A 21,944-nucleotide genomic window follows, 5' to 3' on the forward strand; every position below is an offset into this window, starting at 1 on the left:
GAAATGATTATGCCTGGTGACAATACCCAATTCAAGGTGGATCTCATCCAACCGATTGCGATGGAAGTAGGTCTCCGCTTTGCCATCCGCGAAGGTGGACGCACCGTTGGGGCTGGTGTGGTATCCAAAATCCTTGATTAAAGACTGATTGAAATGACTTTAAAAAGGGTGAAGTTTCCTTCACCCTTTTTTTATGGTTCAAAACTTAGTCTTTCAATCAACACGAGGGAAATGCCCATGAAAAAGGAGGTACAGTTTACGGTATCAGTTGCTTGCTTGTTTTTAGGTTTGGTATTGTCCGAATGGGGAGTCCCTCAGGATGACCCTGTTTTTGTAATTCACATCGAGGATCAGTTTTATATTTCGGGGCAAGGAGAAGATACTAACAGGTCCGGTAGTTGAAGGAAACGTCAGAGTGGGGGATGTGGTAGAATTGGTGGGCAGTACGGATAAACCATTCAAGACAACAATTGCTGCGTTGATAATTGAAGGGCGTGAGGTTCCAATGGTCTCTCGTGGAACAACCGTAGGCATTTTATTAAAAGGGCTCGAAAGAGGTGCTGGCCGTCGTGGTATGGTTATTGCTTCACCAGGCTTATGTCTACGGGTAATTGGCTGGAAGTCTTTTTGAAGCGATTGCCGCCCGGAGGTCCCATTTCGGATAAAGCTTTATTGAACAAAGCGTTTGTAATGGTCAATATGAATGGAGTACCATTTTCCGGTACGCTGACGTTCAGTGACGGGCGTCCGTTGCTGGCACGGGGAGATAGCACCACGGCGTATTTAACCATGACGCGTATCGTAGGAACCAGAAAGCACCAAATTGTACACCTTGTGGAAAGAGGTTCCGTATATGCTTTTGGGGTAATCCAGCAGATAGGACACAAAGAAGAAGATGGTTTTGTTGTAAAGAAACGGAAAAATTGTAATTTACACCCGGTATGTTATAGGATATAAACGGGCAACGTCTTATATTAACATTCTGCATAAAAATACCCACCGGCGTAGTATAAGGGTAGTACAGCGGTCTCCAAAACCGTTAGTGTGGGTTCGAATCCTGCCGCCGGTGCTACACCAAAATATGTTATCAGTTATGGAGCGCATACGCACCTATTTACAAGAAGTATTAAAAGAACTTCAAAAAGTTAGTTGGCCTACACGTGAACAACTTATTGAAAGCACCATTGTGGTAACGGTTGCCATTTTATTGGTTTCCTTTCTGACGTTTGCGGCAGACTCGGTCATTAGTTTGATCTTGGAAAACTTTTATAAGTTTTTCTCCTGAATTCCGCAAGACCTCCTGTTTAGATTGCCTCCCACAAGCGCAAAGAGTCCCTTTGTATGAAAGAATCCGCATCAAATACAAGCCGAAAGTGGTACGTTGTACGCACGTTTTCAGGCCATGAGAAGAAGGTGAAAGAAAATTTGCTTTCCGAACTTCGGCGCTTGGGAATTGAAGACCGTGTAGGGGATGTATTGATCCCAAATGAGACCATTTTTGAGATGCGGGCAGGCAAAAAGCGTACTCGTGAGAAAACCCTTTTTCCAGGCTATATTTTCATTGAGGCGATTCTGGATAATGACCTGATTCACGTTATTACGGGTCTAGCATCGGTGGTTGGATTTCCAAATGTAGGGAAGGAACCCACTCCGTTACGGCCTGAAGAAGTTTCCCGGATATTGGGTAAAATGAAAGAAGTGCGGGAGGCAGGAGAACAACCTGAAATTCCGTTTAAAGCCGGGGATGCGGTAAAGGTCATAGATGGCCCCTTTAATAATTTCAGTGGCTTTGTAGAAGAAGTACACCCAGACAAAATGAAAGTACGGGTTATGGTTTCCATTTTTGGTCGTAAAACGCCGCTTGAATTGGACTATCTACAAATTGAACACGAAGCATAAACTTCATTAATAACGGGGAAAACCCCACACCAATCACATTAAATCGGGAGCCTAAACGGGCGTTTGTACCGAAGTTGCACTATGGCAAAAAAAATTGACGGCTACATTAAGCTGCAAGTAGCAGCGGGCAAAGCCAACCCAGCCCCGCCAATCGGGCCAGCCTTGGGTCAAAAAGGGGTAAATATCATGGAATTTTGTAAGCAGTTTAATGCTGCTACGCAAGACAAAGTGGGCTATGTGATCCCAGTGGTGATCACGGTGTTCAGTGACAAGTCTTTCACCTTTATTCTGAAAAGCCCTCCTGCGCCCGTTCTGATTAAGAAGGCGGCAGGCATTGAATCGGGTGCTGCAGATCCATTGCGTAATAAAGTAGGTACGATTACTTGGGAGCAATGCCTTGAAATCGCGAAGACCAAAGAAAAAGATATGGGTGGCTCTAGCTTAGAAGCAAAAGCCAAACAAGTTGCAGGCACCGCCCGTTCGATGGGGGTGAATGTATCAGGTGTTCCAGAATAAGTATTAGTTTTCTTCACTTGCGGGAGCCTAAATGCAATATGCAGGAGGCGCAAGAACCGCATAACCTGTCAAAAAAATGGCAAAAAAAGGAAAACGTTACCAAAAAGCCTTGGAAGTGTTGGGTAACGTAGAAATGCCAGTTGGTCTGGAAAAAGCCATAGAACTGGTAAAACAAACAGCAACCGCCAAGTTCGACGAATCTATTCGTGTGGACATTCGGCTGGGGGTTGACCCGCGTCATGCAGATCAAATGGTACGTGGCTCCGTCATGTTACCACATGGAACAGGGAAAACTGTTCGAATTCTTGTACTGACCAAAGAAGGGTTGTGGAACGATGCTAAAAATGCAGGTGCCGACTTTGTGGGATTGGACGAGTATATTCAGAAAATTCAGGAAGGGTGGACAGATGTAGATGTGGTGATTGCAACGCCCGACGTCATGCCACAATTGGGACGGATTGCGCGGATTTTGGGTCCAAGAGGCTTGATGCCTTCCCCACGAACCGGAACCGTTACAAATGATGTTGTAGGCGCGGTTCAAGCGGCCAAAGCTGGTAAGGTTGACTTCCGGGTGGATAAATTTGGGAACTTACACACGGGTATCGGTAAAAAGTCGTTCGCGAACGCTGCACTGAAAGAAAATGCAGAAGCCTTTATCCGCGAAGTAATACGGTTGCGTCCATCTTCGTCTAAAGGTACCTACGTAAAGTCGGTCACGCTTTCTTCTACGATGGGTCCCGGTGTTGCGATAGACCGTAACGAAGCCGTCAACACCATCCGTTAATGTTAACCTGATCAACCGAGGAATTCAACTATGAAAAAGGAAGATAAAGCGGTCGTCATCGAGGAAATCACCGAGCGTCTAAAGAACTCGAATGCGGTTTACCTTACGAGTTTTCAGGGAATGACCGTTTCCCAATCCAATGATTTGCGAAATAAATTTCGCGCTGCTGGCATCGAGTTTAAGGTGCTGAAAAATACTTTTGTACGCCGTGCTATGGACAGTTTGGGCGGATACGAAGGGGTATATACCTTCCTAAATGGCACAACGGCGGTCGCGTTTACATCCGATCCTGCAGCTCCTGCACGTGTACTAAAAGACTTCATCAAAACCAACGATAAGCTCCAGTTTAAGGTTGCTTACGTAGATGGTGCGGTTTTTGAGAGTTCACATCTCGAAGCCCTGACCACACTCAAGTCCAAAGACGAGTTGATCGGTGAAATTGTTGGCTTGTTGCTCTCTCCGATCACTCACGTGGTAGGTGCGTTGCAGTCGGGTGGCTCGAACATCATGGGCATCCTGAAAACAATTTCTGAAAAAGAAAACTAACCAACGGGGTGGGTTCGCCTATCCTCTTATAACCTCATAAACCTTAATTTGCCGGGTAGCGAAAGCAAAGACCCCGGCAGGAGAAACCAAAATGGCAGATTTAAAAGCCTTGGCTGAACAGTTAGTCAGCCTTACCATCAAAGAAGCCAACGAACTATCTCAAATTCTGGAAGCCGATTATGGCATTAAGCCAGCTGCTGCTGCGGTAGCGGTTGCGGGTCCTGCTGTTGCAGCCGAAGCGGCTCCAGTAGAAGAACAAACAGAATTTGATGTGATCCTCACGGGCCTTAAGCCAGATGCTAAGAAGGTTGAAGTGATCAAAGTTGTTCGTGGTGCGGTTAGCGGCCTCGGTCTGGCAGAAGCCAAAGCGTTGGTAGATCAAACCCCGAGCACGCTCAAGAGTGCCATCTCTAAAGGCGAAGCCGAAGAGTTGAAGAAAACCCTTGAAGCAGCAGGTGGTGTTGTTGAAATGAAATAAGGCATATGATTTGATACAGGATATTTTCGTACGTTCTTTATCATCATAAGCTTCAGGCCGGCTCTGTTGTGGAGGAAAATTCTATCCCGCGGAGTCGGCTTTTCCTGCGTAATACAACCTGTTTAGGCGGAATGCCCGTCTTAAACAACACGATATCCTATTCATGGCATTGGTGGCCTGCGATCACAGGTTATCAAAAATAGGGAGATGTTATCAATGGCAGAAAACTCAACCATGTCGTTGAACGGCTTGAACACACCCAAACGAAAGACTTTTGCACGGGTTCGGAATATCTTGGAATATCCAGATTTTTTGGATGTGCAATTTCGGTCGTTCGAAGAGTTTGTTCAGGCTGATTGTGCCCCGGAAGACCGCAAAAATGCGGGTTTGCAGAAGGTGTTCCTCGAGCACTTTCCGATTCAAGACAGCCGGGAGCGCTCCATTTTGGAATTTATCCACTATTCATTAGACCCGCCCAAGCACACCATCGAGGAATGTATTGAGCAGGGTCTCACCTTTGCGGTTCCCCTGAAGGCCCGCTTGCGCCTGTCGTCGAATGAAGACGAAGACGAAGACGAGGCAGAAGAAGCCATCGAGTCTGAAGTCTATTTAGGCAATTTGCCTGCAATGACAAACCGAGCAACGTTTATTATCAATGGCGCCGAGCGGGTTATTGTATCGCAGTTGCACCGTTCTCCGGGTGTATTCTTCGGTCAGTCTCAACACCCAAATGGAACTACCTTATATTCTGCTAGGGTCATCCCGTTTCGTGGATCGTGGGTAGAATTTACCACCGACGTGTCCAATCTGCTTTGGGCATATATAGACCGCAAGAAAAAATTACCTGTTACGACGTTGTTACGGGCGCTTGGGTTTTCGTCGGATGCTTCCATTCTTCGCTTGTTTGATCTTGCGGACGAAGTGTTTTTGACCGACATGGCCTCGTTCTCGCCATGCGTTGGGCGAATGCTGGCTGCTGACATTGCGGTTGAAGCAAAAACCGAAGTGATAGATGAGGATACAGGAGAGGTGGTTTCGGAGAAAATTGAGCGCAGTGTTTTAATTGCTGCGGATACTCAGTTGAAGGACAGTGATTTTGATGTGATCCGAAATTATGACATAGACCGAATTTACCTCCTTAAAGAGGATCAATCTGAAGAAATTGATAAATCTTCGTTATTGAAGACTTTGCGGAAAGATCCCACGACGAATGAAAAGCAAGCGCTAGAATACATTTATGAGCAATTGCGTGGCAGTGAGGCGCCAGATGAAGAAGCGGCTCGGACTGTTTTGGAGCGACTCTTCTTTTCTGAAAAGCGGTACGACTTGGGAGAGGTGGGTCGTTATCGGATCAATAGCCGTTTGAAGCAAGACATAGATCCTGATACGCTGGTACTGACCAAGGAAGATATTGTCTCGATTATACGAGAATTGCTGAATTTACAAAACAATCGTTCATCGGTGGATGATATTGACCACCTCGGCAACCGCCGTGTACGAACGGTTGGTGAACAATTGGCGGCACAGTTTTCTTTGGGGCTTGCACGGATGGCGCGGACTATAAAGGAGCGGATGAACCTGCGTGATGCCGAGAATTTCACTCCTCAAGATTTGGTGAATGCCCGGACGGTATCGAGTGTGATCAATACGTTCTTCGGGACAAACCAGCTGAGTCAGTTTATGGATCAGACCAATCCGCTGTCTGAACTGACACACAAGCGGCGGATGTCGGCCTTGGGTCCTGGTGGTCTTACGCGGGAACGGGCTGGTTTTGAGGTACGTGACGTTCACTATACCCACTATGGCCGTTTATGTCCGATTGAGACGCCGGAAGGCCCGAACATTGGTTTGATTTCTTCCCTTTGTGTTCATGCACGGGTGAATGATTTTGGTTTCATCGAGACGCCGTATCGGATTGTTCGGGATGGGGTGGTTTCGGATGAGATTGTGTATTTGACCGCTGAGCAAGAAGATAATGCTGTTATTGCGCAGGCCAATGCGCAAATTGATGATGCAGGTAACTTCTTGACAGAGTTTGTGAAGTGCCGGAAGTCGGGTGACTTTCCTTTGGAGCGACCAGCGGATATACAGTATATGGATGTTGCGCCGAATCAGATTGTATCGCCTGCGGCAAGTCTGATTCCATTCTTGGAGCATGATGATGCGAACCGTGCGTTGATGGGTTCGAACATGCAACGTCAGGCAGTACCATTGCTTCGTCCTAATTCCCCGATTGTAGGAACTGGATTAGAAGAACGGGTTGCACGCGACTCACGTGCCGTGATTGTGGCGGAAGGCAAAGGGATTGTGAAATTTGTGGACGCTACCCGGATTGTAGTGACTTATGAACGAGAAGAGGAGGATGAACAAGTTTCGTTCGAGAATTCGGATAAAACGTATCACCTCATCAAATTCCTACGCACGAACCAAGACACTTGTCTAAACCAGCGTCCGATTGTGAAAGCGGGCCAGCCTGTAGTAAAAGGGACTATCTTGGCCGATACACAGTCAACCCAAAAGGGTGAGTTGGCACTGGGTCAGAATGTCGTTGTGGCATTTATGCCTTGGCGAGGCTATAACTTTGAGGACGCCATTGTGATTTCGGAAAAAGTGGTTAGAGACGATATTTATACCTCTATTCACATTGAGCAGTTTGAATTACAAGTCCGGGACACAAAGCGTGGCGAAGAAGAACTGACCCGTGAAATTCCGAACATCTCGGAAGAAGCGACCAAAGACTTGGACGAGCGTGGGATTATTCGGGTAGGTGCCGAGGTTAAGGCTGGGGATATTGTGGTGGGTAAGATTACCCCTAAAGGAGAGACCGACCCGACGCCGGAAGAAAAATTGTTGCGTGCCATTTTTGGGGATAAAGCGGGTGATGTAAAAGATGCCTCGCTGAAGGCCAGTCCCGGCATGAATGGGGTGGTCATTAGTACCAATCTGTTTTCACGCCGTAAAGCTGCCGACGCAGTAGCAAAGAAGACAGAGCAGCAGCAGTTGGAAAAAATTGACACCCAAATGGATCGTGACCTAAGGAAGTTACAAAGTTCTTTCTTTAACAAACTTTCTAAGTTGGTGGATGGGAAGACGTCTGGTGGAATTGAGCGTAAGACAGGAGAGGTGATCATTCCGAAAGGCGGGCGCATTACGTTGTCGCCCCTGATGAATGAGGAACCGATGAACCTGAATACCCAGCGCGGCTTCACCGACGATCCGAAGGTCAATCAGTTGGTTCGTCAATTAATTTGGAATTACCAGATTAAACTGAACGATATTACGGGCGATGCGAAGCGGGAGAAACACCGGATTCAGATGGGGGATGAACTTCCACCGGGTATCGTGCAGCTTGCAAAAGTGTATGTCGCCAAGAAGCGTAAACTTCAGGTAGGTGATAAGATGGCAGGCCGCCACGGTAATAAAGGGATTGTCTCTAAAATCCTGCCTCAGGAAGACATGCCATTCCTCGAAGATGGAACTCCCGTGGATATCGTTTTGAACCCATTGGGGGTTCCCAGTCGGATGAACCTTGGGCAGATTCTGGAAACGATGTTGGGATGGGCAGGCCAAAAAATGGGCATTAAATATGCAACCCCTATTTTTGATGGAGCCAAGTTGGAAGACGTGGTATCGGAATTGGATTTGGCCAAATTGCCCAATGACAGCCGTGTACAGCTCTATGATGGCTTAACCGGAGAGCCTTTTGATCAAAAGACCACGGTTGGCGTCATCTATATGCTCAAACTTTCGCACTTGGTAGATGATAAAATCCATGCCCGTAGCATTGGGCCTTATAGCCTGATCACCCAGCAACCACTGGGAGGTAAGGCACAATTTGGGGGTCAACGTTTTGGGGAAATGGAAGTGTGGGCGTTATATGCCTATGGGGCTGCCAACGTGTTACAAGAAATGCTTACCGTAAAGTCCGATGATGTTCAAGGCCGTTCTAAGGTCTATGAAGCCATTGTGAAAGGTGAGAATATGCCTGAACCTAATGTGCCCGAATCCTTTAATGTATTGGTTCGAGAGTTGCAGGGATTGGGATTGGAAATTGATATTGATTGAGCGCTTCGACCAGTGCAATGAACTTCATTGTACTGGTTGGTTTCACTAAAAGCTGGACGCTAAAATCGGGACTCCGAATATGGCTTATACCAAGCAACAAAAACTCAAAAAGAGCTTTAGTACGATGACCGTCAGCCTCTCGTCACCAGAAAGCATTCTGGAACGGAGCTATGGAGAAGTCTTAAAGCCGGAAACCATTAATTATCGCTCGTTCAAGCCGGAAAAAGACGGTTTGTTTTGCGAAAAGATTTTTGGTCCAATTAAGGACTGGGAATGTCATTGTGGCAAATACAAGCGTATTCGCTATAAAGGCATTATCTGTGACCGATGTGGGGTTGAAGTAACCCAGAAAGCCGTTCGTCGTGAACGTATGGGACACATCCAACTCAGTGTCCCTGTTGTTCATATTTGGTACTTTCGCAGTTTGCCGAATAAAATCGGGAATTTGCTCGGAATCAAGACCAAAGATTTGGATAAGGTCATCTATTACGAGAATTATATCGTGATACAGGCTGGTTCTGCACGGGAGTTTGGGATTGATAACAATCAATTGCTCTCGGAGGACGACTATTTTGACCTTCAGTACAAAGTGCCCGAAGATAACCACTTGCTGGAAGACTCGGATCCGCGCAAATTCATCGCCAAAATTGGTGGGGACGCCGTAGAGCATTTGCTCAGAATGGTGGACTTAGACAAAATGGTGGTGGAGTTAAAAACGGAGGCACGGGAAGAAACAAGTCAACAACGCAAGCAAGAAGCTTTAAAGCGGTTGAAAGTGGCTCAGTTTTTCCGCGAGGCGAATAAAAAGCGAGAAAACCGTCCGGAATGGATGGTGATGCGTGCGATTCCAGTGATTCCGCCGGAACTTCGGCCTTTGGTACCGCTTGAGGGAGGGCGCTTTGCAACCTCCGATCTGAACGACTTGTATCGCCGGGTGATCATTCGGAATAACCGCTTAAAGCGTTTGATTGAAATCAAGGCGCCTGAAGTTATTTTACGGAATGAAAAGCGAATGCTGCAGGAGGCAGTAGATTCGTTGTTCGATAATTCGCGGAAGGCAAATGCCGTTCGGAGCGACTCTAACCGCGCCTTGAAATCACTTTCGGATATGCTGAAGGGGAAAAGTGGGCGCTTCCGCCAGAACCTGCTTGGTAAGCGGGTGGATTACTCCGGTCGTTCTGTTATCGTGGTTGGTCCGGAATTGCAATTGCATGAATGTGGCCTTCCGAAAGAAATGGCCGTAGAATTGTTTAAGCCTTTTGTTATCCGGCGCTTGATTGAACGTGGGATCGTAAAAACGGTGAAGAGTGCTAAAAAAGTGGTGGATCGTCGCACGCCGGATGTATGGGACATTTTGGAAAAAGTGATTGACGGCCATCCGGTTATGTTGAACCGTGCACCCACGCTGCACCGCTTGGGTATCCAAGCTTTCCAGCCAACGTTGATTGAAGGAAAGGCGATTCGACTGCACCCATTGGTCTGTACGGCTTTTAACGCGGACTTCGACGGCGACCAGATGGCGGTTCACGTACCGCTTTCGCACGATGCTTGTCTGGAGGCGATGACATTGATGCTTTCCTCGCATAATATCCTCAGTCCAGCGCATGGCGGCCCTATTGCCGTACCGAGCCAAGACATGGTTTTGGGTATGTATTACATGACCAAGTTACTTCCTGGCGAAGTGGGCGAAGGCATGACGTTCTCGGACACCAAAGAAGTAGTGCAAGCGTTCGATCATGGGGTGGTGAAATTGCATACAAAGATTTCGCTTCGGCTGGGACCGGGCAAATTTATTGAAACTACTGTTGGGCGGGCCCTCTTTAACCAGATCGTTCCTACAGAATTGGGGTATGTGAACGAGGTTCTGACAAAAAAGAATCTCCGGAACATCATTGGTCGGGTATTTGCGTCAACCGGATTTAAGGGTACGGCAACCTTCCTCGACAATGTGAAGAATATGGGATTCCACCGTGCAATGCGGGGGGGATTGTCGTTCTCGATTTCGGACATTGTTATCCCGAATCTGAAGCATGAATTGATTGATAAGGCCCACGACGAGGTTTCGGAAGTGCGGGGTCAGTATGAAATGGGCTTCATTACCGATAATGAACGGTATAACAAGGTTATTGACGTTTGGACCAGAACAAACAATAAGGTTTCTGAGGTCTTGTATGAAACCCTTGAAAAAGACCGCCATGGGTTTAATGCCATTTATATGATGGCCCACTCGGGTGCACGGGGTTCTCAAGAGCAGATTCGACAATTGGGTGGTATGCGTGGTCTTATGGCTAAACCACAAAAAAACCTTTCTGGCGGTGCAGGTGAAATTATCGAAAATCCGATTGTTTCCAACTTTAAAGAAGGACTTTCGGTATTGGAATACTTTATTTCTACGCACGGTGCACGGAAGGGTTTGGCAGATACAGCCCTTAAAACGGCAGATGCTGGTTATCTAACCCGCCGTCTGGTGGATGTTGCGCAGGACGTGACGATTACCCACCATGACTGCGGAACCTTGCGTGGTATTCCGATTTCGGCCATTAAGGACAATGAAGATATCATTGAAAAACTCGAAGATCGGATTGTTGGGCGCGTCTCGGTACATGATGTGGAGGATCCGTTGACAGGTGATGTCTTGGTGCGTGCCAATGAAATGATCAACGAACAGGCTGCCGCCCTGATTGGGAATACCTCTATTGAGACGGTGGAAATCCGTTCTGTCTTGACCTGTGAGTCGCGTCGTGGGGTGTGTGCCCTGTGTTACGGGCGTAATTTGTCTTCTGGGCGATTGGCGGAAACCGGAGAAGCCGTAGGGGTTGTGGCCGCACAATCGGTAGGGGAGCCTGGAACCCAGTTGACCCTCCGTACCTTCCACATTGGGGGCGCAGCAAGACGTATTGCTGCCGAAAGTGCCCTCTCTGCACGTTTTGGTGGAAAAGTAGAGTTTGAGAACATGCGCAGTGTGGAATATGATGATGGCAATGGCCCTCGGATGATTGTTTTGGGTCGTTCTGGCGAAATCCGAATTGTGGATGACGGTGGAAGACACCTGATGTCCAGTTTGATTCCATATGGTTCAGAATTATTGGTTGAAGATGGTCAGTTAGTCGAAGAAGGCCAAATTCTTGCCCAATGGGATGCCTTTAACAGCCTTATTATCTCGGAAACAAACGGGATTGTGGCCTACCAAGACCTGATTGATGGGACGACCTATAAGGTGGAGTCGGATGAGCAAACAGGAAATAGCGACATTATTGTAACGGAAGGGCGTGAAAGAAACCTCACCCCGGCCGTCAATGTTACGGCAGAAGACGGTAAATTGCGTGAGTACTCGATGCCAGTCCGTGCTCGTATTCAGGTTCGCGAAGGTGAATTTGTACAGTCTGGGCAAGTACTGGCCAAGATTTTCCGTCAAACAGCACGGACGGGGGATATCACGGGCGGTCTTCCTCGGGTAACGGAACTTGTTGAAGCACGCCAGCCTACGGATGGGGCGGTCGTTTCTGAAATTGATGGTGAAGTAACTTTTGGTCAACGGAAACGTGGGGCACAGGAAGTGGTCATCACCAGTCGAGATGGTTCTATCTCACGCACGTATTTGGTGCCATTGTCTAAGCACCTTTTGGTCTTTGAGAATGACTATGTACATGCTGGCGATCCTCTCTCGGATGGTCAGGTTTCCCCACAAGACATCTTGCGCATCAAAGGCTCTTTTGCTGTGCAGTCGTATTTGGTGAATGAAATTCAGGAAGTGTATCGTCTTCAAGGGGTAACCATCAGTGACAAACATATCGAAGTCATTGTGCGTCAGATGATGCAAAAAGTGACCATCGTAGATCCGGGTGATACCGATTTCTTGGACGAGGATTTGGTAGATCGCTTTGAATTGGAAGAAGTGAACAACCACTTGTTTGATAAATTTGTGGTAGAAGAGCCGGGAGATACATTGCTTAAAATCGGCGAAATCATAGACCGAAAGCGGCTACGTGAGCATACATCGGAAATGAAGCGCCTTGATAAACAATTGCCGGTTGTTCGCGAAGCCCGTCAGGCTGTAGCAACACCAACATTATTGGGTATTACCCAGGCTTCATTGACGACTGATTCCTTTATCTCGGCGGCATCTTTCCAAGAAACCACAAAGGTATTGACACTTGCGGCTGTTCAGGCCAAGACCGATCACCTGCGCGGCCTCAAAGAAAACGTAATTGTAGGCCATTTGGTGCCTGCTGGTACGGGTGTTCGTAAGTATCGGGATTTGCTTGTTTCGTCAAAAGCGGAAACCGAAACGGTACGCTCGGCCGAACTCATCGGCTAAGCCATGCAGCCCGATATTGACAAAGTGTCGCTTCTTTACAGAGGCGGCACTTTTTTTCTTTTTGGTAACTTCGTTATAACAAAATGGAATAATAACCAAAGATTGGTTGGTGTAAGTTGCAATATTATTCCGAATGACATCAATATAACCAGTTAACAGAAAATGCAAGGATTAATAGCTTGGTTGTCTCAGCCGTGGCCGTGGTATGTATCGGGCTTTATGATAGCCCTTTTGATACCGTTATTGGCGTTTTATGAAGGGAAACCCTTTGGTATTTCACGGAACTTCAGACATATGTGTGCAGCCATTATACCTGGTAAAGATGACTATTTACGGTACGATTGGAAGCAGGAAGGGTTATGGAATCTAACGATGCTCTTGGGAGCGGTATTGGGCGGATGGTTGGCATCGGTATATTTAAATCCACATCAAATGCAGCTTTCGGTTGCAGCAACCCAATTAGTCGCGCAGTGGGGCATTCAAACCGGAAGTGAACTTAGCCCCGCTTTTCTGCTTGAGACGGACTTTTTGTTTTCAATAAAAGGCATCTTGGTTTTGGTTCTGGGTGGTTTTTTAATTGGTTTTGGCACACGGTATGCCAATGGGTGTACTTCGGGTCATGCCATTGCTGGCTTGTCTAATTTTCAGTTCCCGTCTCTGGTGGCCGTACTTGGCTTTTTTATCGGCGGTCTTTTGGGATCTTGGTTTGTTTTACCCATTTTGTTCAGGTTGTGATATGTGGTATCAATCTTCTTTTTTTCGTTGGGTGTATTACCTCTTTGTGGGTGTGTGGTTTGGCATTGTGATGACCAAAAGTGAGGCCGTTTCTTGGTTCCGGATTCAGGAGATGTTCCATTTCCAATCATTCCATATGTATGGTATTATAGGGACGGCTATTGGTTTTGGGGCCTTCTTTACGTTTATGATTAAGCGGTTTAAGGTAAAAGATGTATTTGGAAAGGTGGTGGTGCCGGAACAGAAAGGGCAACATGGGAGATTTAACACCCGTTATTTGGTGGGCGGTGCGATTTTCGGGCTGGGCTGGGCGTTAACAGGGGCTTGTCCAGGTCCCGTTTTTGTTTTACTGGGGCATGGCATTTGGTCAATGGCCGTTGTAGCTGTGTCGGCACTGGTCGGAACGAAGGTTTTTGCGCGGTTTCATCACCAATTGGTAGGGGGGTAAATGCTTATAAAGGCGTATCTCGCCCGATAAACCGCTCTTGTCCCAAAAGGAACCGGATTGCCCTTTTTACATTTCTACGGATACTTTCTTCCGACTTCAGGGCTGCAATGTAGCGGATAATTTCTTTTTTTCGAGAGGGTGTCAACTGGTTAAAGCCCAATTTAGCCGAAGGATTCTCATCTAAGGCAGCTACCAATTCTGGATGCGGGAGGATAGATCGGTCGCTGGGGTCATAAGAAAGGGTAAGATGAACAATTTCGCCAATACGCTTAGGGGATTTTAGCAACATTTTTTCATTGACGTACAGTCGCCAAGCACCGCTGTAGCGTACCAAGGTTTGCAGAAAGGGTTTGCCACTGATCGTCCCACAGACCGGAATAGGTCCTTTGTGTTTACCCGCTTGGAAAAATAATTCCAGAAGGATCGCCTCTGGCACCAAAACATATGGATTGATACCTATTAGGTCTAATGGTGCTCCAAAGGCAAACATAAATTACTTTGTTGATGATTCAATTTATGCCTATAAATTCCCTTGAAGTTGTAGGATGAAATTACGGGTAGGCGCCAAAATGGCTGGGCGTTCCATGTAATAATATTCGCCAGCATTTTTGGCCAATAGCGATATTTGTATTTTACCAAAATCGTAGCGGAGGCGGGCATCCCAGACTTTAATAGGAAGGTGGAGGGTGGCATCGGGGATGAAGTTGCCAAAATCGGAATCTACCCGTTCAAATGCAGAAGCATATCGGAAGTCTAAACCTACTTCTAACCGTTGAAGGGGTGAAACCGAGATAGAGGCTTGGAGCAAGTGTTTGGAACGATAATTCAGTGGCAAAATATTGTTTGGATCGGACCGGTCCTTGCCGTCTAATAATAAATAAGCGAGGTTAAATAACAATCGGCCATCTTTACGTCCGGCACTTACCGAGGCATCTACGCCATTGATTTGTCCTTTGGTTAGGTTAACAAATTGGAAGGCACGGGCATTGTTTTGAAATTTGGGTTCTACCAGATCCGTGTATTGGTTGCTAAAAGCCGCCACATCGTATTGTCCTCCCCAGTCCTCGATAGGCAATGCAAAAAAGCCTTTTAAACCTGCTTCGTAGCCATTCGATATTTCAGGGCGCAATTGGGTATTAGGAATCACAGGCAAGAATTCGCTATTGTTCACATATCGTTCGGTGATCCCCGGCACGCGGAAGCCATAGCCCCAAGCCACCCGAAGATTAAGCGCTGGATTCAAGGTATAAGACACATTAAATTTAGGGCTGAACCGTTGTACGACGTCGGTAGATGAGATCTCGTAGCGATCCAATCTAAACCCAGCCACCAAGTTGATTTTTTTTAAAAGTTGTTGTTCGTATTGCCCGAATACGGCCCATTCCGGTTGGGCAAAATTGGTATCATCCCCGCCAAAGAACCGCTTTGAATTGGTGGCATTTTGATCGAACCCCGCTCCGAAGATGAGGTATCGTTTTGCCTTTAGGTCTATGTTGGCCTGGAGTTCGCTCCCAAATCGTACCCCCGTTGTCCATTGATCCCGCTCCACCAGTGCGCCATTCCAGATGGGGATGGTAGTTCCGCCATAAAAACGGTTTTTGAGGGAGATAAAAACAGATGGATTCACCAAAAAGGTAAAAACGGGTAATATGGCCAAGCGCCGGACTTCATTGTCGGAGCTACCATTGAGCAGGCTGGTTTTGGCGACCCGTAGGGCATCGCGTCCACTAGCCCAATAAACAAAGCCGTTTTTGTGGGTGAGGCTACTGGTGACGAGGGTCTCTGTTTTGAGTCGGCTACTAAATTGGTAGCCTAACTTTGCGGCGAGATACCCTTCGTACCCATCCGAATTTTGGAAATAGCCTTCGGTTTGGGCGTAGTTCACGTTCACCCAATAGCCTAATTTGGGTGTAACTTGTTCGGAACGACTGATGTTAGCGCCCCAAAAATAGCGGTTTCGTTGGCTACCTGTCCAACTTTGTTTCCATTCGGTGTACCGCACGGGTGGGTGAACGCCTGCATAACTTCTGAAGGATGTTTCGGGTTTTTCCGGAAAGTCTTTGGTGATTACGTTGATGACGCCACCCAAAGCCCCTCCTCCATAGAGGGCGGATCCAGGCCCTTTGATGACTTCAACCTGTTTTATTTGGGCGGTAGGAACAAGATTAAAGGCAATTCCTCCGGTATCGGCATTGAGCATTGGCACGCCATCCACCAAAAACTGGATACGACTACCTACGCCATATGAAAAACCAGTGGAACCACGCACATTTACTTGGTTATCTGATAGTTGGACGCCGGGTGTATAGCGAAGGGCATCATCTAATTGAACAATATTCCTGACCTCGATGTCTTTTGCGCCGAGTACGGCGATACTTACAGGTGCTTCGGAGTTCAGTTGTTCGCGGCGGGCTGCTGTGATGACCACCTCGTCGGTTTGCATGGATTCTTCCCGTAAGCGGTAGGTACGTAACAAGGTTTCTCCAACTTTTAGCGAGATGGTTTCTTTTTGGGTAAGGTATCCCACTGCCGAAACGATGACCTGATAGACATTCGGCGAAACGGATCTTACGATAAAATGGCCGTTTATGTCAGAAACAGCTCCATATCCGGTGCCGGATAGCCGAATGGTGGCGCCAGGAAAAGGCTTCCCATCTTCCGTCTGAACCGTCCCGGAAAAAGTGGCCGATTGTGCAAGGAGGGGTGTATGGCCAAAGTACATAACCCCGAAGAACACCAAAAAAAGGAAACGTAAGTTCATGTTGTATGGGGTTTTATTGGGGACAGGAAGTCGGTGGAAAAGGGGGGAATTGATTAAAATCTACCGTAAGGCTAATCTCGGCGGTTTGGCCAGAGGACACGATGAAAGTACCATTGTTTTCCGTAAATATCCCTACTGGTTTTATCTCCAAGACCGTCGGGCCATATTGCATATAAACCCCAGAATACACATAAACACCGGGGTTTACATCGCTAATGCTAAAAGTGGATTGTGAGATGTCTGTGCCCGATGCCTTGAGGTCGTTGCTGAGGGCAACTTCACTGAAACGTGCCACAATATCATCCACCGAACAGGGAGTAAATGGTGCTGCACCAAAATACAACGCACGGACTTCTTCTGCAGGGGGCCATTTCCCTTTGAAAAAAATGGTTCCAGAAATTTTTCCCCGCTCCGGTGGCTGAAACCCGTGGTCGCAGCCGGAAATGACAGCGAAGAAAACCAGTAAAACGAGATAAATTCGGTTCATGATCGTTCCTTCATGATTAGAGGAGGCTTAAACGGTCAAAATTCAAAAACCATGATCCGTTTTAAGTTCAGCTTGAAGTTATATTCTTGGCGTTCCATTAGCAAGTCTTTCCTTAAAAAGGCTTTCCTTAAAAAGGCTTTCCTTTTGCGTAATTGGTGAATCTTACCCCATGAAATTATCACAATTTACTTTTGATTACCCGAAATCCCTGATTGCACGTCACCCGGTTTCACCGCGAGATCGTGCCCGTTTGATGGTGGTTCATCGAAAAGACCGAAGGATTGAACATCGGCATGTTGCCGACTTACCACAATATTTTTCGAGCGGAGATGTGATGGTAGTGAACAATACCAAAGTATTTCCGGCGCGGCTACTCGGCGAAAATGCGCGGGGGGCCAAAATCGAGTTATTCCTCTTGAGGCCCATTAATCCTACGGCACATCTATGGGACGTATTGGCGGCTCCAGCGAAAAAAGTGCCAGTGGGCGAAAAACTTTGGTTTGAAGCAGGCTTGACTGCCGAGGTTATAGACAAACCTACTGATCGCAGTCGGACCGTCCGCTTTTTGTTTGAAGGGGATGCCGTGGCATTGAATGGTTTGATAGACCAAATAGGACATGTGCCTATTCCACCCTATCTTAAGCGGCCAGATGAAGAGAGCGATAGATTGGACTATCAGACCATCTTTGCTTCGGAACGTGGTGCCGTGGCCGCGCCTACTGCCGGATTACACTTTACGCCCGATTTACTACAAGCCTTAAAGGAAAAAGGGGTGATTACTGCTCCATTGACACTCCATGTGGGCATCGGAACCTTTCGTTCGGTGGAGGTGGATGATGTGGAAAAGCACCAAATGGATGCCGAGATGTTTCTCATCAGTCCAGAAACAGCAGACACGGTGAACGCCGCCTTGAAAAATTCAGCGCAAAGGGTTACGGTGATTGGAACAACAGCCGTTAGGGCAGTGGAATCTAATGTCTCACCAGAAAAATTGCTAAAATCAGGAATGGGTTGGACCGATAAATTTATCTATCCACCGTATCAATTTGCTGTCACCCAACGATTGATGACCAACTTTCACATGCCTGAATCCACGCTGCTGATGTTGGTTTCGGCGTTGGCCGGGGATGTGGATTTTATGTTACACTGTTATAAAACTGCCGTAGAAGAGTCTTACCGGCTCTTTTCGTATGGCGATGCCATGTTAATTATATGATGGATTCGCGGACACCTTCAACTTCGGTAGTGATTCCGGCGGGGGGGCGTGGAACGCGCCTAGGAGGCCTCAAAAAGCAATATCGTTTATTGGGGGGTGTTCCGTTATTGGTGAGGAGCACTCAGGTGTTTGAGTCCTGTGACGAAGTGGGGGAAGTGGTCTTGGTTTGTCCACCAGGGGAAGAAAGCGTGGTGGAGGCTTGGCAAGAAGAATACGGCCTGTCTAAAATTAAGAAAATAGTCTCTGGTGGTGTTACGCGCCAAGAAAGTGTGCAAAATGGGCTTCAAGTGATTGATGTGGCATCGAAGGTGGTGCTGGTGCATGATGCCGTCCGTCCGTTTATTCAGCCCAATGACGTGACCCTTTTGATCCAGTGTGTAGCGGCAAATGGCGCGGCGTCGTTGGCCATTCCGGTGGCAGATACGTTGCGCAAGGTTGAAGGAAGTAAATTTGCCGATAGCGTTCCGCGAGACGGGCTTTTCCGGATGCAAACCCCACAAGGCTTTTTAATATCCATTTTTAGACATGCCCATCAACTGGCCGCCCAGCATGGCTGGAATGAAACCGACGATGTGGCGCTGGTACAACGGGCTGGCTACTCGGTTAATTTAGAGAGCGGTAGTTCGTGGAACCTGAAAATCACGACACCCGAAGATTGGGCATTTGCAGAAGTATTTTGGCCTCTATGGCAGCAAATGATTAAAAGTGACAAATTAGATTTGTAAAAACAAAAACTTATGCGAATAGGATTTGGATATGATGTTCACCGTTTGATGGAAGGCCGTCCGTTTATATTGGGTGGCGTGGAGATCCCGTTTGAAAAAGGCTTATTGGGCCATTCCGATGCGGATGTGTTGCTCCATGCGATTACCGATGCCTTATTGGGTGCAGCAGCCCTAGGCGATATTGGCGCACATTTCCCCGATAACGATCCTAACTGGAAGGGAGCGAATAGCCGTCACCTATTGCGGGCGGTTATGGACCTTATCTACGGTGCTGGCTATAAAGTGGGCAATGTGGATGCGACAGTGGTTTTAGAACGCCCCAAACTCCGCCCTTTGATAGATCAAATGCGGGCACACATCGCCGAGGATTTGTCTATAACAATAGGCCAAGTTTCGGTAAAAGCCACAACCAACGAGAGGATGGGTTTTGTGGGACGGCAAGAAGGGGTGGCTTGCCACGCGGTATGTTTATTGTTGCAGCGTTAAGTGTCCGATAAATTTTGTTCAAAAAACTATGGACATAGAATAATGTTTAACATCATACAGATGTGTTTAATCAATACTTTTCTTTAATTTCTGCGAGAAGCACCTCCGATTCTTGCAGGTCTTTGGCCACAATTGGTTTGGTGGCTTTACGAATCGAAATGGCTTTTTCCACAGCCTGAAGGGCTTGCGTGTATTGCTTATTTTTGGTATAGGCTGTCGCCATGTTGTGCCAAAGGTATCCAACAAATGGGTGACCGGGTGGAAGACGTTTGGTAGCAATGCGTTCTGCTTCTTTAAAATACTGGATAGACGCAGAGAATGCTTGTTGGTCGGATTTTAAGGTGGCGAGACTGTTCAACTGGAAGGCCACATAAGGGTGTTCGGGGCCCACGCTTCGCTTTAATATTCCTAATGATTCCACATAGGCTGCTTCGGCTTCATTATACCGCTTTTTGTCGTGCAAAAAATTACCAAGGGTATTCAGGTTACTGGCAAAATTTTGTGCTTCGGTAGTGTCTTGCAGGCTTCGGCGGATTGAGACCACTTTTTGGATCAAGGACAAGGCGCGGTCGGTTTGCCCTTTTTCTCCGGCAAAAATCGAAAGGCCATTGAGTAAACTTGCGGTTTGCTTATTTGGAACGGGGTGATGGGATTGATGAATCTGATAAGCTGTTTCATAGGACGTGATGGCCTTGTCTAAACGCCCCATCCGGAAATTGGTGTCGCCGTTAATTTTTAGCGCATCAATATAGGCTTCCGAAACGGAGTTCAGCGATTGAAACTGACGGATCGCTGTCTGAGCGAGAGAATCGGAGGTATTGAATTCGCCCATTCCATTATAAACATCCGCCAAAACCGTTAAAACTTCTGCACGAAGCTCTGGCTGGTTGTTTAACTCGGTTTTGAGGCGGTTAGTCCCTTGTTTTAAGATGGCACGAACGGGAATTTCCCCTTCGGGATATTTGGTGGGGTCACTGGCCTTGAATAAGTCCGTTAGGAAGACACCCACTTCCTTGGCTTTGTCGCGTTCTTTTTCAGCAAGGTTCAGGGCCTCACGAATGCGATTGTTTTGCCAGGTCATGACCACGGAAAAGGCCAGGAGCAAGACCAAAAATGCGGCGGCCCCTCCTACAGCCCACTTGTTACGACGGATGAATTTGGTCACGCGGTACGAAAATGTATCTGGCAATGCGAGAACAGGTTTGCCTTCCAAATAACGTCCAATGTCTTCACTAAGCTGCCCTGCCGATTCGTAACGACGCTCTGGCTCTTTTCGTAACGATTTCAGGACGATATTATCCACATCGCCCCGCAATTTGCGGATAAGTTGGGTTTGAGAAATGCTGCGGGTGGTGCTAATGGTTTTGGGATCCAGTGTTCGGGTATTGCCTTGCCCTATATAAACTTCCCGGATTTCTTGTATGGCGGTGCTGGGTTTGTTCGGTTCTTCTTCCAAAACTACCCGAATTAATTCTGCTTGTACGCGGGTGGCGATGGGAAAAGGACGCGACCCCGTGAGCAATTCAAAGAGCAAAACCCCCAAGCTATATACATCGCTGGCAGTCGTCAGGCTGAGACCCTTGATTTGTTCCGGGCTTGCATAGGCTGGAGTTAAAATGCGCAATTCTGGAACCGTATGCAATGATTCTACCGCCAGTTGATCCGGATTCAAGACCTTCGCAATCCCGAAATCTAAGAGCTTCACTTGTCGGTTTGGCGTCACTAAAATATTGGTCGGTTTCAGGTCTCGGTGTACGACCAAGTTTTGGTGGGCAAACTGCACCGCACTACACACTTCCCGAAAAAGTCTGAGCCGTTCCTCGATGGTGAGCCGATGATCGTCACAATATTGGAGGAAAGGGACGCCTTCAATATACTCCATCACAAAAAAAGGCATCCCTGACTCGGTGGCACCACCGTCTAACAAACGGGCAATATTGGGATGATTGAGTTGGGCCAGAATTTGTCGTTCGGTACGGAATCTGGTCAAAATATCCTCACTGTCCATCCCTTTTCGGATCAACTTCAGGGCCACCCGTTGATGAAAATCGGCGGTTTGGCGCTCAGCCAACCAAACTTCCCCCATGCCGCCACGTCCTATTTGCCGAAGCAAGACATAGCCCCCCACCTTTTCACCGGGATTATATTGTGCTATGGGTTCCGCAGGAGGTGGGGTAACGGCATCAAAAATGTGTTCTACCCGGTCTTCTTCCTCTTCCGCCAGCAGGCTTTTTAGTTCATCGTGCATCTCCGGATCTTGCTGTCCTATTTTTAGCAGGTAAGTGCGTTTATCCGACGCACTCATATCCAGCAATACATCTAAATGTTTCTGAATTTCAAGCCAGCGTTCGGGAGTCATGGTAAGATGGGTTTATGCTTGCACGAAAAAGGCAAGAGGGGTGATATTTGTGATGGCCAAGCGGTGCTAAAAGACGCACCGAGGTTTTAAGAAGAAACGCCGGAAAAAGATAAAGAAATGA

General features: G+C 47.4%; 19 protein-coding genes and 1 tRNA gene. 15 read left to right on the forward strand and 5 right to left on the reverse strand.

Annotation, left to right across the window (positions count from 1 at the left end):
• Positions 1–141 (forward strand): elongation factor Tu (gene tuf, locus JNN12_00445; GenBank protein MBL7976777.1); only part of this gene is annotated, 141 nt, incomplete at its 5' end.
• A 141-nt stretch (positions 142–282) separates the two neighbouring features.
• Here tuf and JNN12_00450 read toward each other — a convergent pair.
• Positions 283–534 (reverse strand): hypothetical protein, encoded by a 252-nt coding sequence (locus JNN12_00450; protein ID MBL7976778.1) that lies wholly within the window; start codon positions 532–534, stop codon positions 283–285.
• Positions 535–998: 464 nt separating this feature from the next.
• Between JNN12_00450 and JNN12_00455 the strand changes: the two genes are divergently transcribed.
• The 11 genes from JNN12_00455 to JNN12_00505 all read left to right on the forward strand — a co-directional run bounded on the left by JNN12_00455 (position 999) and on the right by JNN12_00505 (position 13,789).
• Positions 999–1,069 (forward strand) — tRNA-Trp (locus JNN12_00455).
• Positions 1,070–1,093: 24 nt separating this feature from the next.
• Complete coding sequence (gene secE, locus JNN12_00460) at positions 1,094–1,285, forward strand: preprotein translocase subunit SecE (GenBank protein ID MBL7976779.1); 192 nt, start codon at positions 1,094–1,096, stop codon at positions 1,283–1,285.
• A gap of 56 nt (positions 1,286–1,341) precedes the next feature.
• Complete coding sequence (gene nusG, locus JNN12_00465; GenBank protein MBL7976780.1) at positions 1,342–1,899, forward strand: transcription termination/antitermination factor NusG; 558 nt, start codon at positions 1,342–1,344, stop codon at positions 1,897–1,899.
• Between the two features lie 81 nt (positions 1,900–1,980).
• Positions 1,981–2,415 carry a 50S ribosomal protein L11 gene (rplK, locus tag JNN12_00470; protein ID MBL7976781.1) on the forward strand — a complete coding sequence of 145 codons (435 nt, stop codon included), beginning with the start codon at positions 1,981–1,983 and terminating at the stop codon, positions 2,413–2,415.
• A 76-nt stretch (positions 2,416–2,491) separates the two neighbouring features.
• Entirely contained in the window at positions 2,492–3,199 is a 708-nt protein-coding gene (locus JNN12_00475; GenBank protein ID MBL7976782.1) for a 50S ribosomal protein L1, read from the forward strand.
• Between the two features lie 30 nt (positions 3,200–3,229).
• Complete coding sequence (locus JNN12_00480; GenBank protein MBL7976783.1) at positions 3,230–3,745, forward strand: 50S ribosomal protein L10; 516 nt, start codon at positions 3,230–3,232, stop codon at positions 3,743–3,745.
• Between the two features lie 91 nt (positions 3,746–3,836).
• Entirely contained in the window at positions 3,837–4,223 is a 387-nt protein-coding gene (rplL, locus tag JNN12_00485; GenBank protein ID MBL7976784.1) for a 50S ribosomal protein L7/L12, read from the forward strand.
• Positions 4,224–4,457: 234 nt separating this feature from the next.
• Positions 4,458–8,288: a DNA-directed RNA polymerase subunit beta gene (gene rpoB / locus JNN12_00490; GenBank protein MBL7976785.1), complete on the forward strand. Its 3,831-nt coding sequence runs from the start codon at positions 4,458–4,460 to the stop codon at positions 8,286–8,288.
• Positions 8,289–8,367: 79 nt separating this feature from the next.
• Complete coding sequence (gene rpoC / locus JNN12_00495) at positions 8,368–12,606, forward strand: DNA-directed RNA polymerase subunit beta' (protein MBL7976786.1); 4,239 nt, start codon at positions 8,368–8,370, stop codon at positions 12,604–12,606.
• Between the two features lie 162 nt (positions 12,607–12,768).
• Positions 12,769–13,341: a YeeE/YedE family protein gene (locus tag JNN12_00500; protein MBL7976787.1), complete on the forward strand. Its 573-nt coding sequence runs from the start codon at positions 12,769–12,771 to the stop codon at positions 13,339–13,341.
• A 1-nt stretch (position 13,342) separates the two neighbouring features.
• On the forward strand, positions 13,343–13,789 hold the full coding sequence (locus tag JNN12_00505; protein ID MBL7976788.1) for a YeeE/YedE family protein: 447 nt from the start codon (positions 13,343–13,345) through the stop codon (positions 13,787–13,789).
• 4 nt (positions 13,790–13,793) lie between these two features.
• Here JNN12_00505 and JNN12_00510 read toward each other — a convergent pair whose 3' ends face one another.
• From JNN12_00510 to JNN12_00520, 3 genes are read right to left on the reverse strand one after another with little or no spacing between them, the layout of a single operon-like run.
• Complete coding sequence (locus JNN12_00510) at positions 13,794–14,279, reverse strand: YdeI/OmpD-associated family protein (GenBank protein ID MBL7976789.1); 486 nt, start codon at positions 14,277–14,279, stop codon at positions 13,794–13,796.
• Between the two features lie 30 nt (positions 14,280–14,309).
• The gene (locus JNN12_00515; protein MBL7976790.1) at positions 14,310–16,550 is read right to left on the reverse strand and encodes a TonB-dependent receptor; all 2,241 of its coding nucleotides are present in this window, start codon (positions 16,548–16,550) and stop codon (positions 14,310–14,312) included.
• A gap of 13 nt (positions 16,551–16,563) precedes the next feature.
• A complete protein-coding gene (locus tag JNN12_00520; GenBank protein MBL7976791.1) occupies positions 16,564–17,037 on the reverse strand; it encodes a hypothetical protein in 474 nt (157 codons plus the stop codon).
• A gap of 169 nt (positions 17,038–17,206) precedes the next feature.
• Between JNN12_00520 and queA the strand changes: the two genes are divergently transcribed.
• Genes queA through JNN12_00535 form a run of 3 tightly spaced genes read left to right on the forward strand, consistent with a single transcriptional unit; the run spans position 17,207 to position 19,464 of the window.
• Positions 17,207–18,253: a tRNA preQ1(34) S-adenosylmethionine ribosyltransferase-isomerase QueA gene (queA, locus tag JNN12_00525; GenBank protein ID MBL7976792.1), complete on the forward strand. Its 1,047-nt coding sequence runs from the start codon at positions 17,207–17,209 to the stop codon at positions 18,251–18,253.
• Positions 18,250–18,978 (forward strand): 2-C-methyl-D-erythritol 4-phosphate cytidylyltransferase, encoded by a 729-nt coding sequence (gene ispD / locus JNN12_00530; protein MBL7976793.1) that lies wholly within the window; start codon positions 18,250–18,252, stop codon positions 18,976–18,978. Before queA ends, ispD begins: the two co-directional genes overlap by 4 nt.
• A 12-nt stretch (positions 18,979–18,990) precedes the next feature.
• On the forward strand, positions 18,991–19,464 hold the full coding sequence (locus JNN12_00535; protein ID MBL7976794.1) for a 2-C-methyl-D-erythritol 2,4-cyclodiphosphate synthase: 474 nt from the start codon (positions 18,991–18,993) through the stop codon (positions 19,462–19,464).
• A gap of 70 nt (positions 19,465–19,534) precedes the next feature.
• Here the strand turns inward: JNN12_00535 and JNN12_00540 are convergent, their stop codons facing one another.
• Positions 19,535–21,823: a serine/threonine protein kinase gene (locus tag JNN12_00540; GenBank protein ID MBL7976795.1), complete on the reverse strand. Its 2,289-nt coding sequence runs from the start codon at positions 21,821–21,823 to the stop codon at positions 19,535–19,537.
• Positions 21,824–21,944: the final 121 nt, after the last annotated feature.

Source organism: Bacteroidetes Order II. bacterium (genome assembly GCA_016788705.1).
Lineage (GTDB): Bacteria > Bacteroidota > Rhodothermia > Rhodothermales > UBA2364 > UBA2364.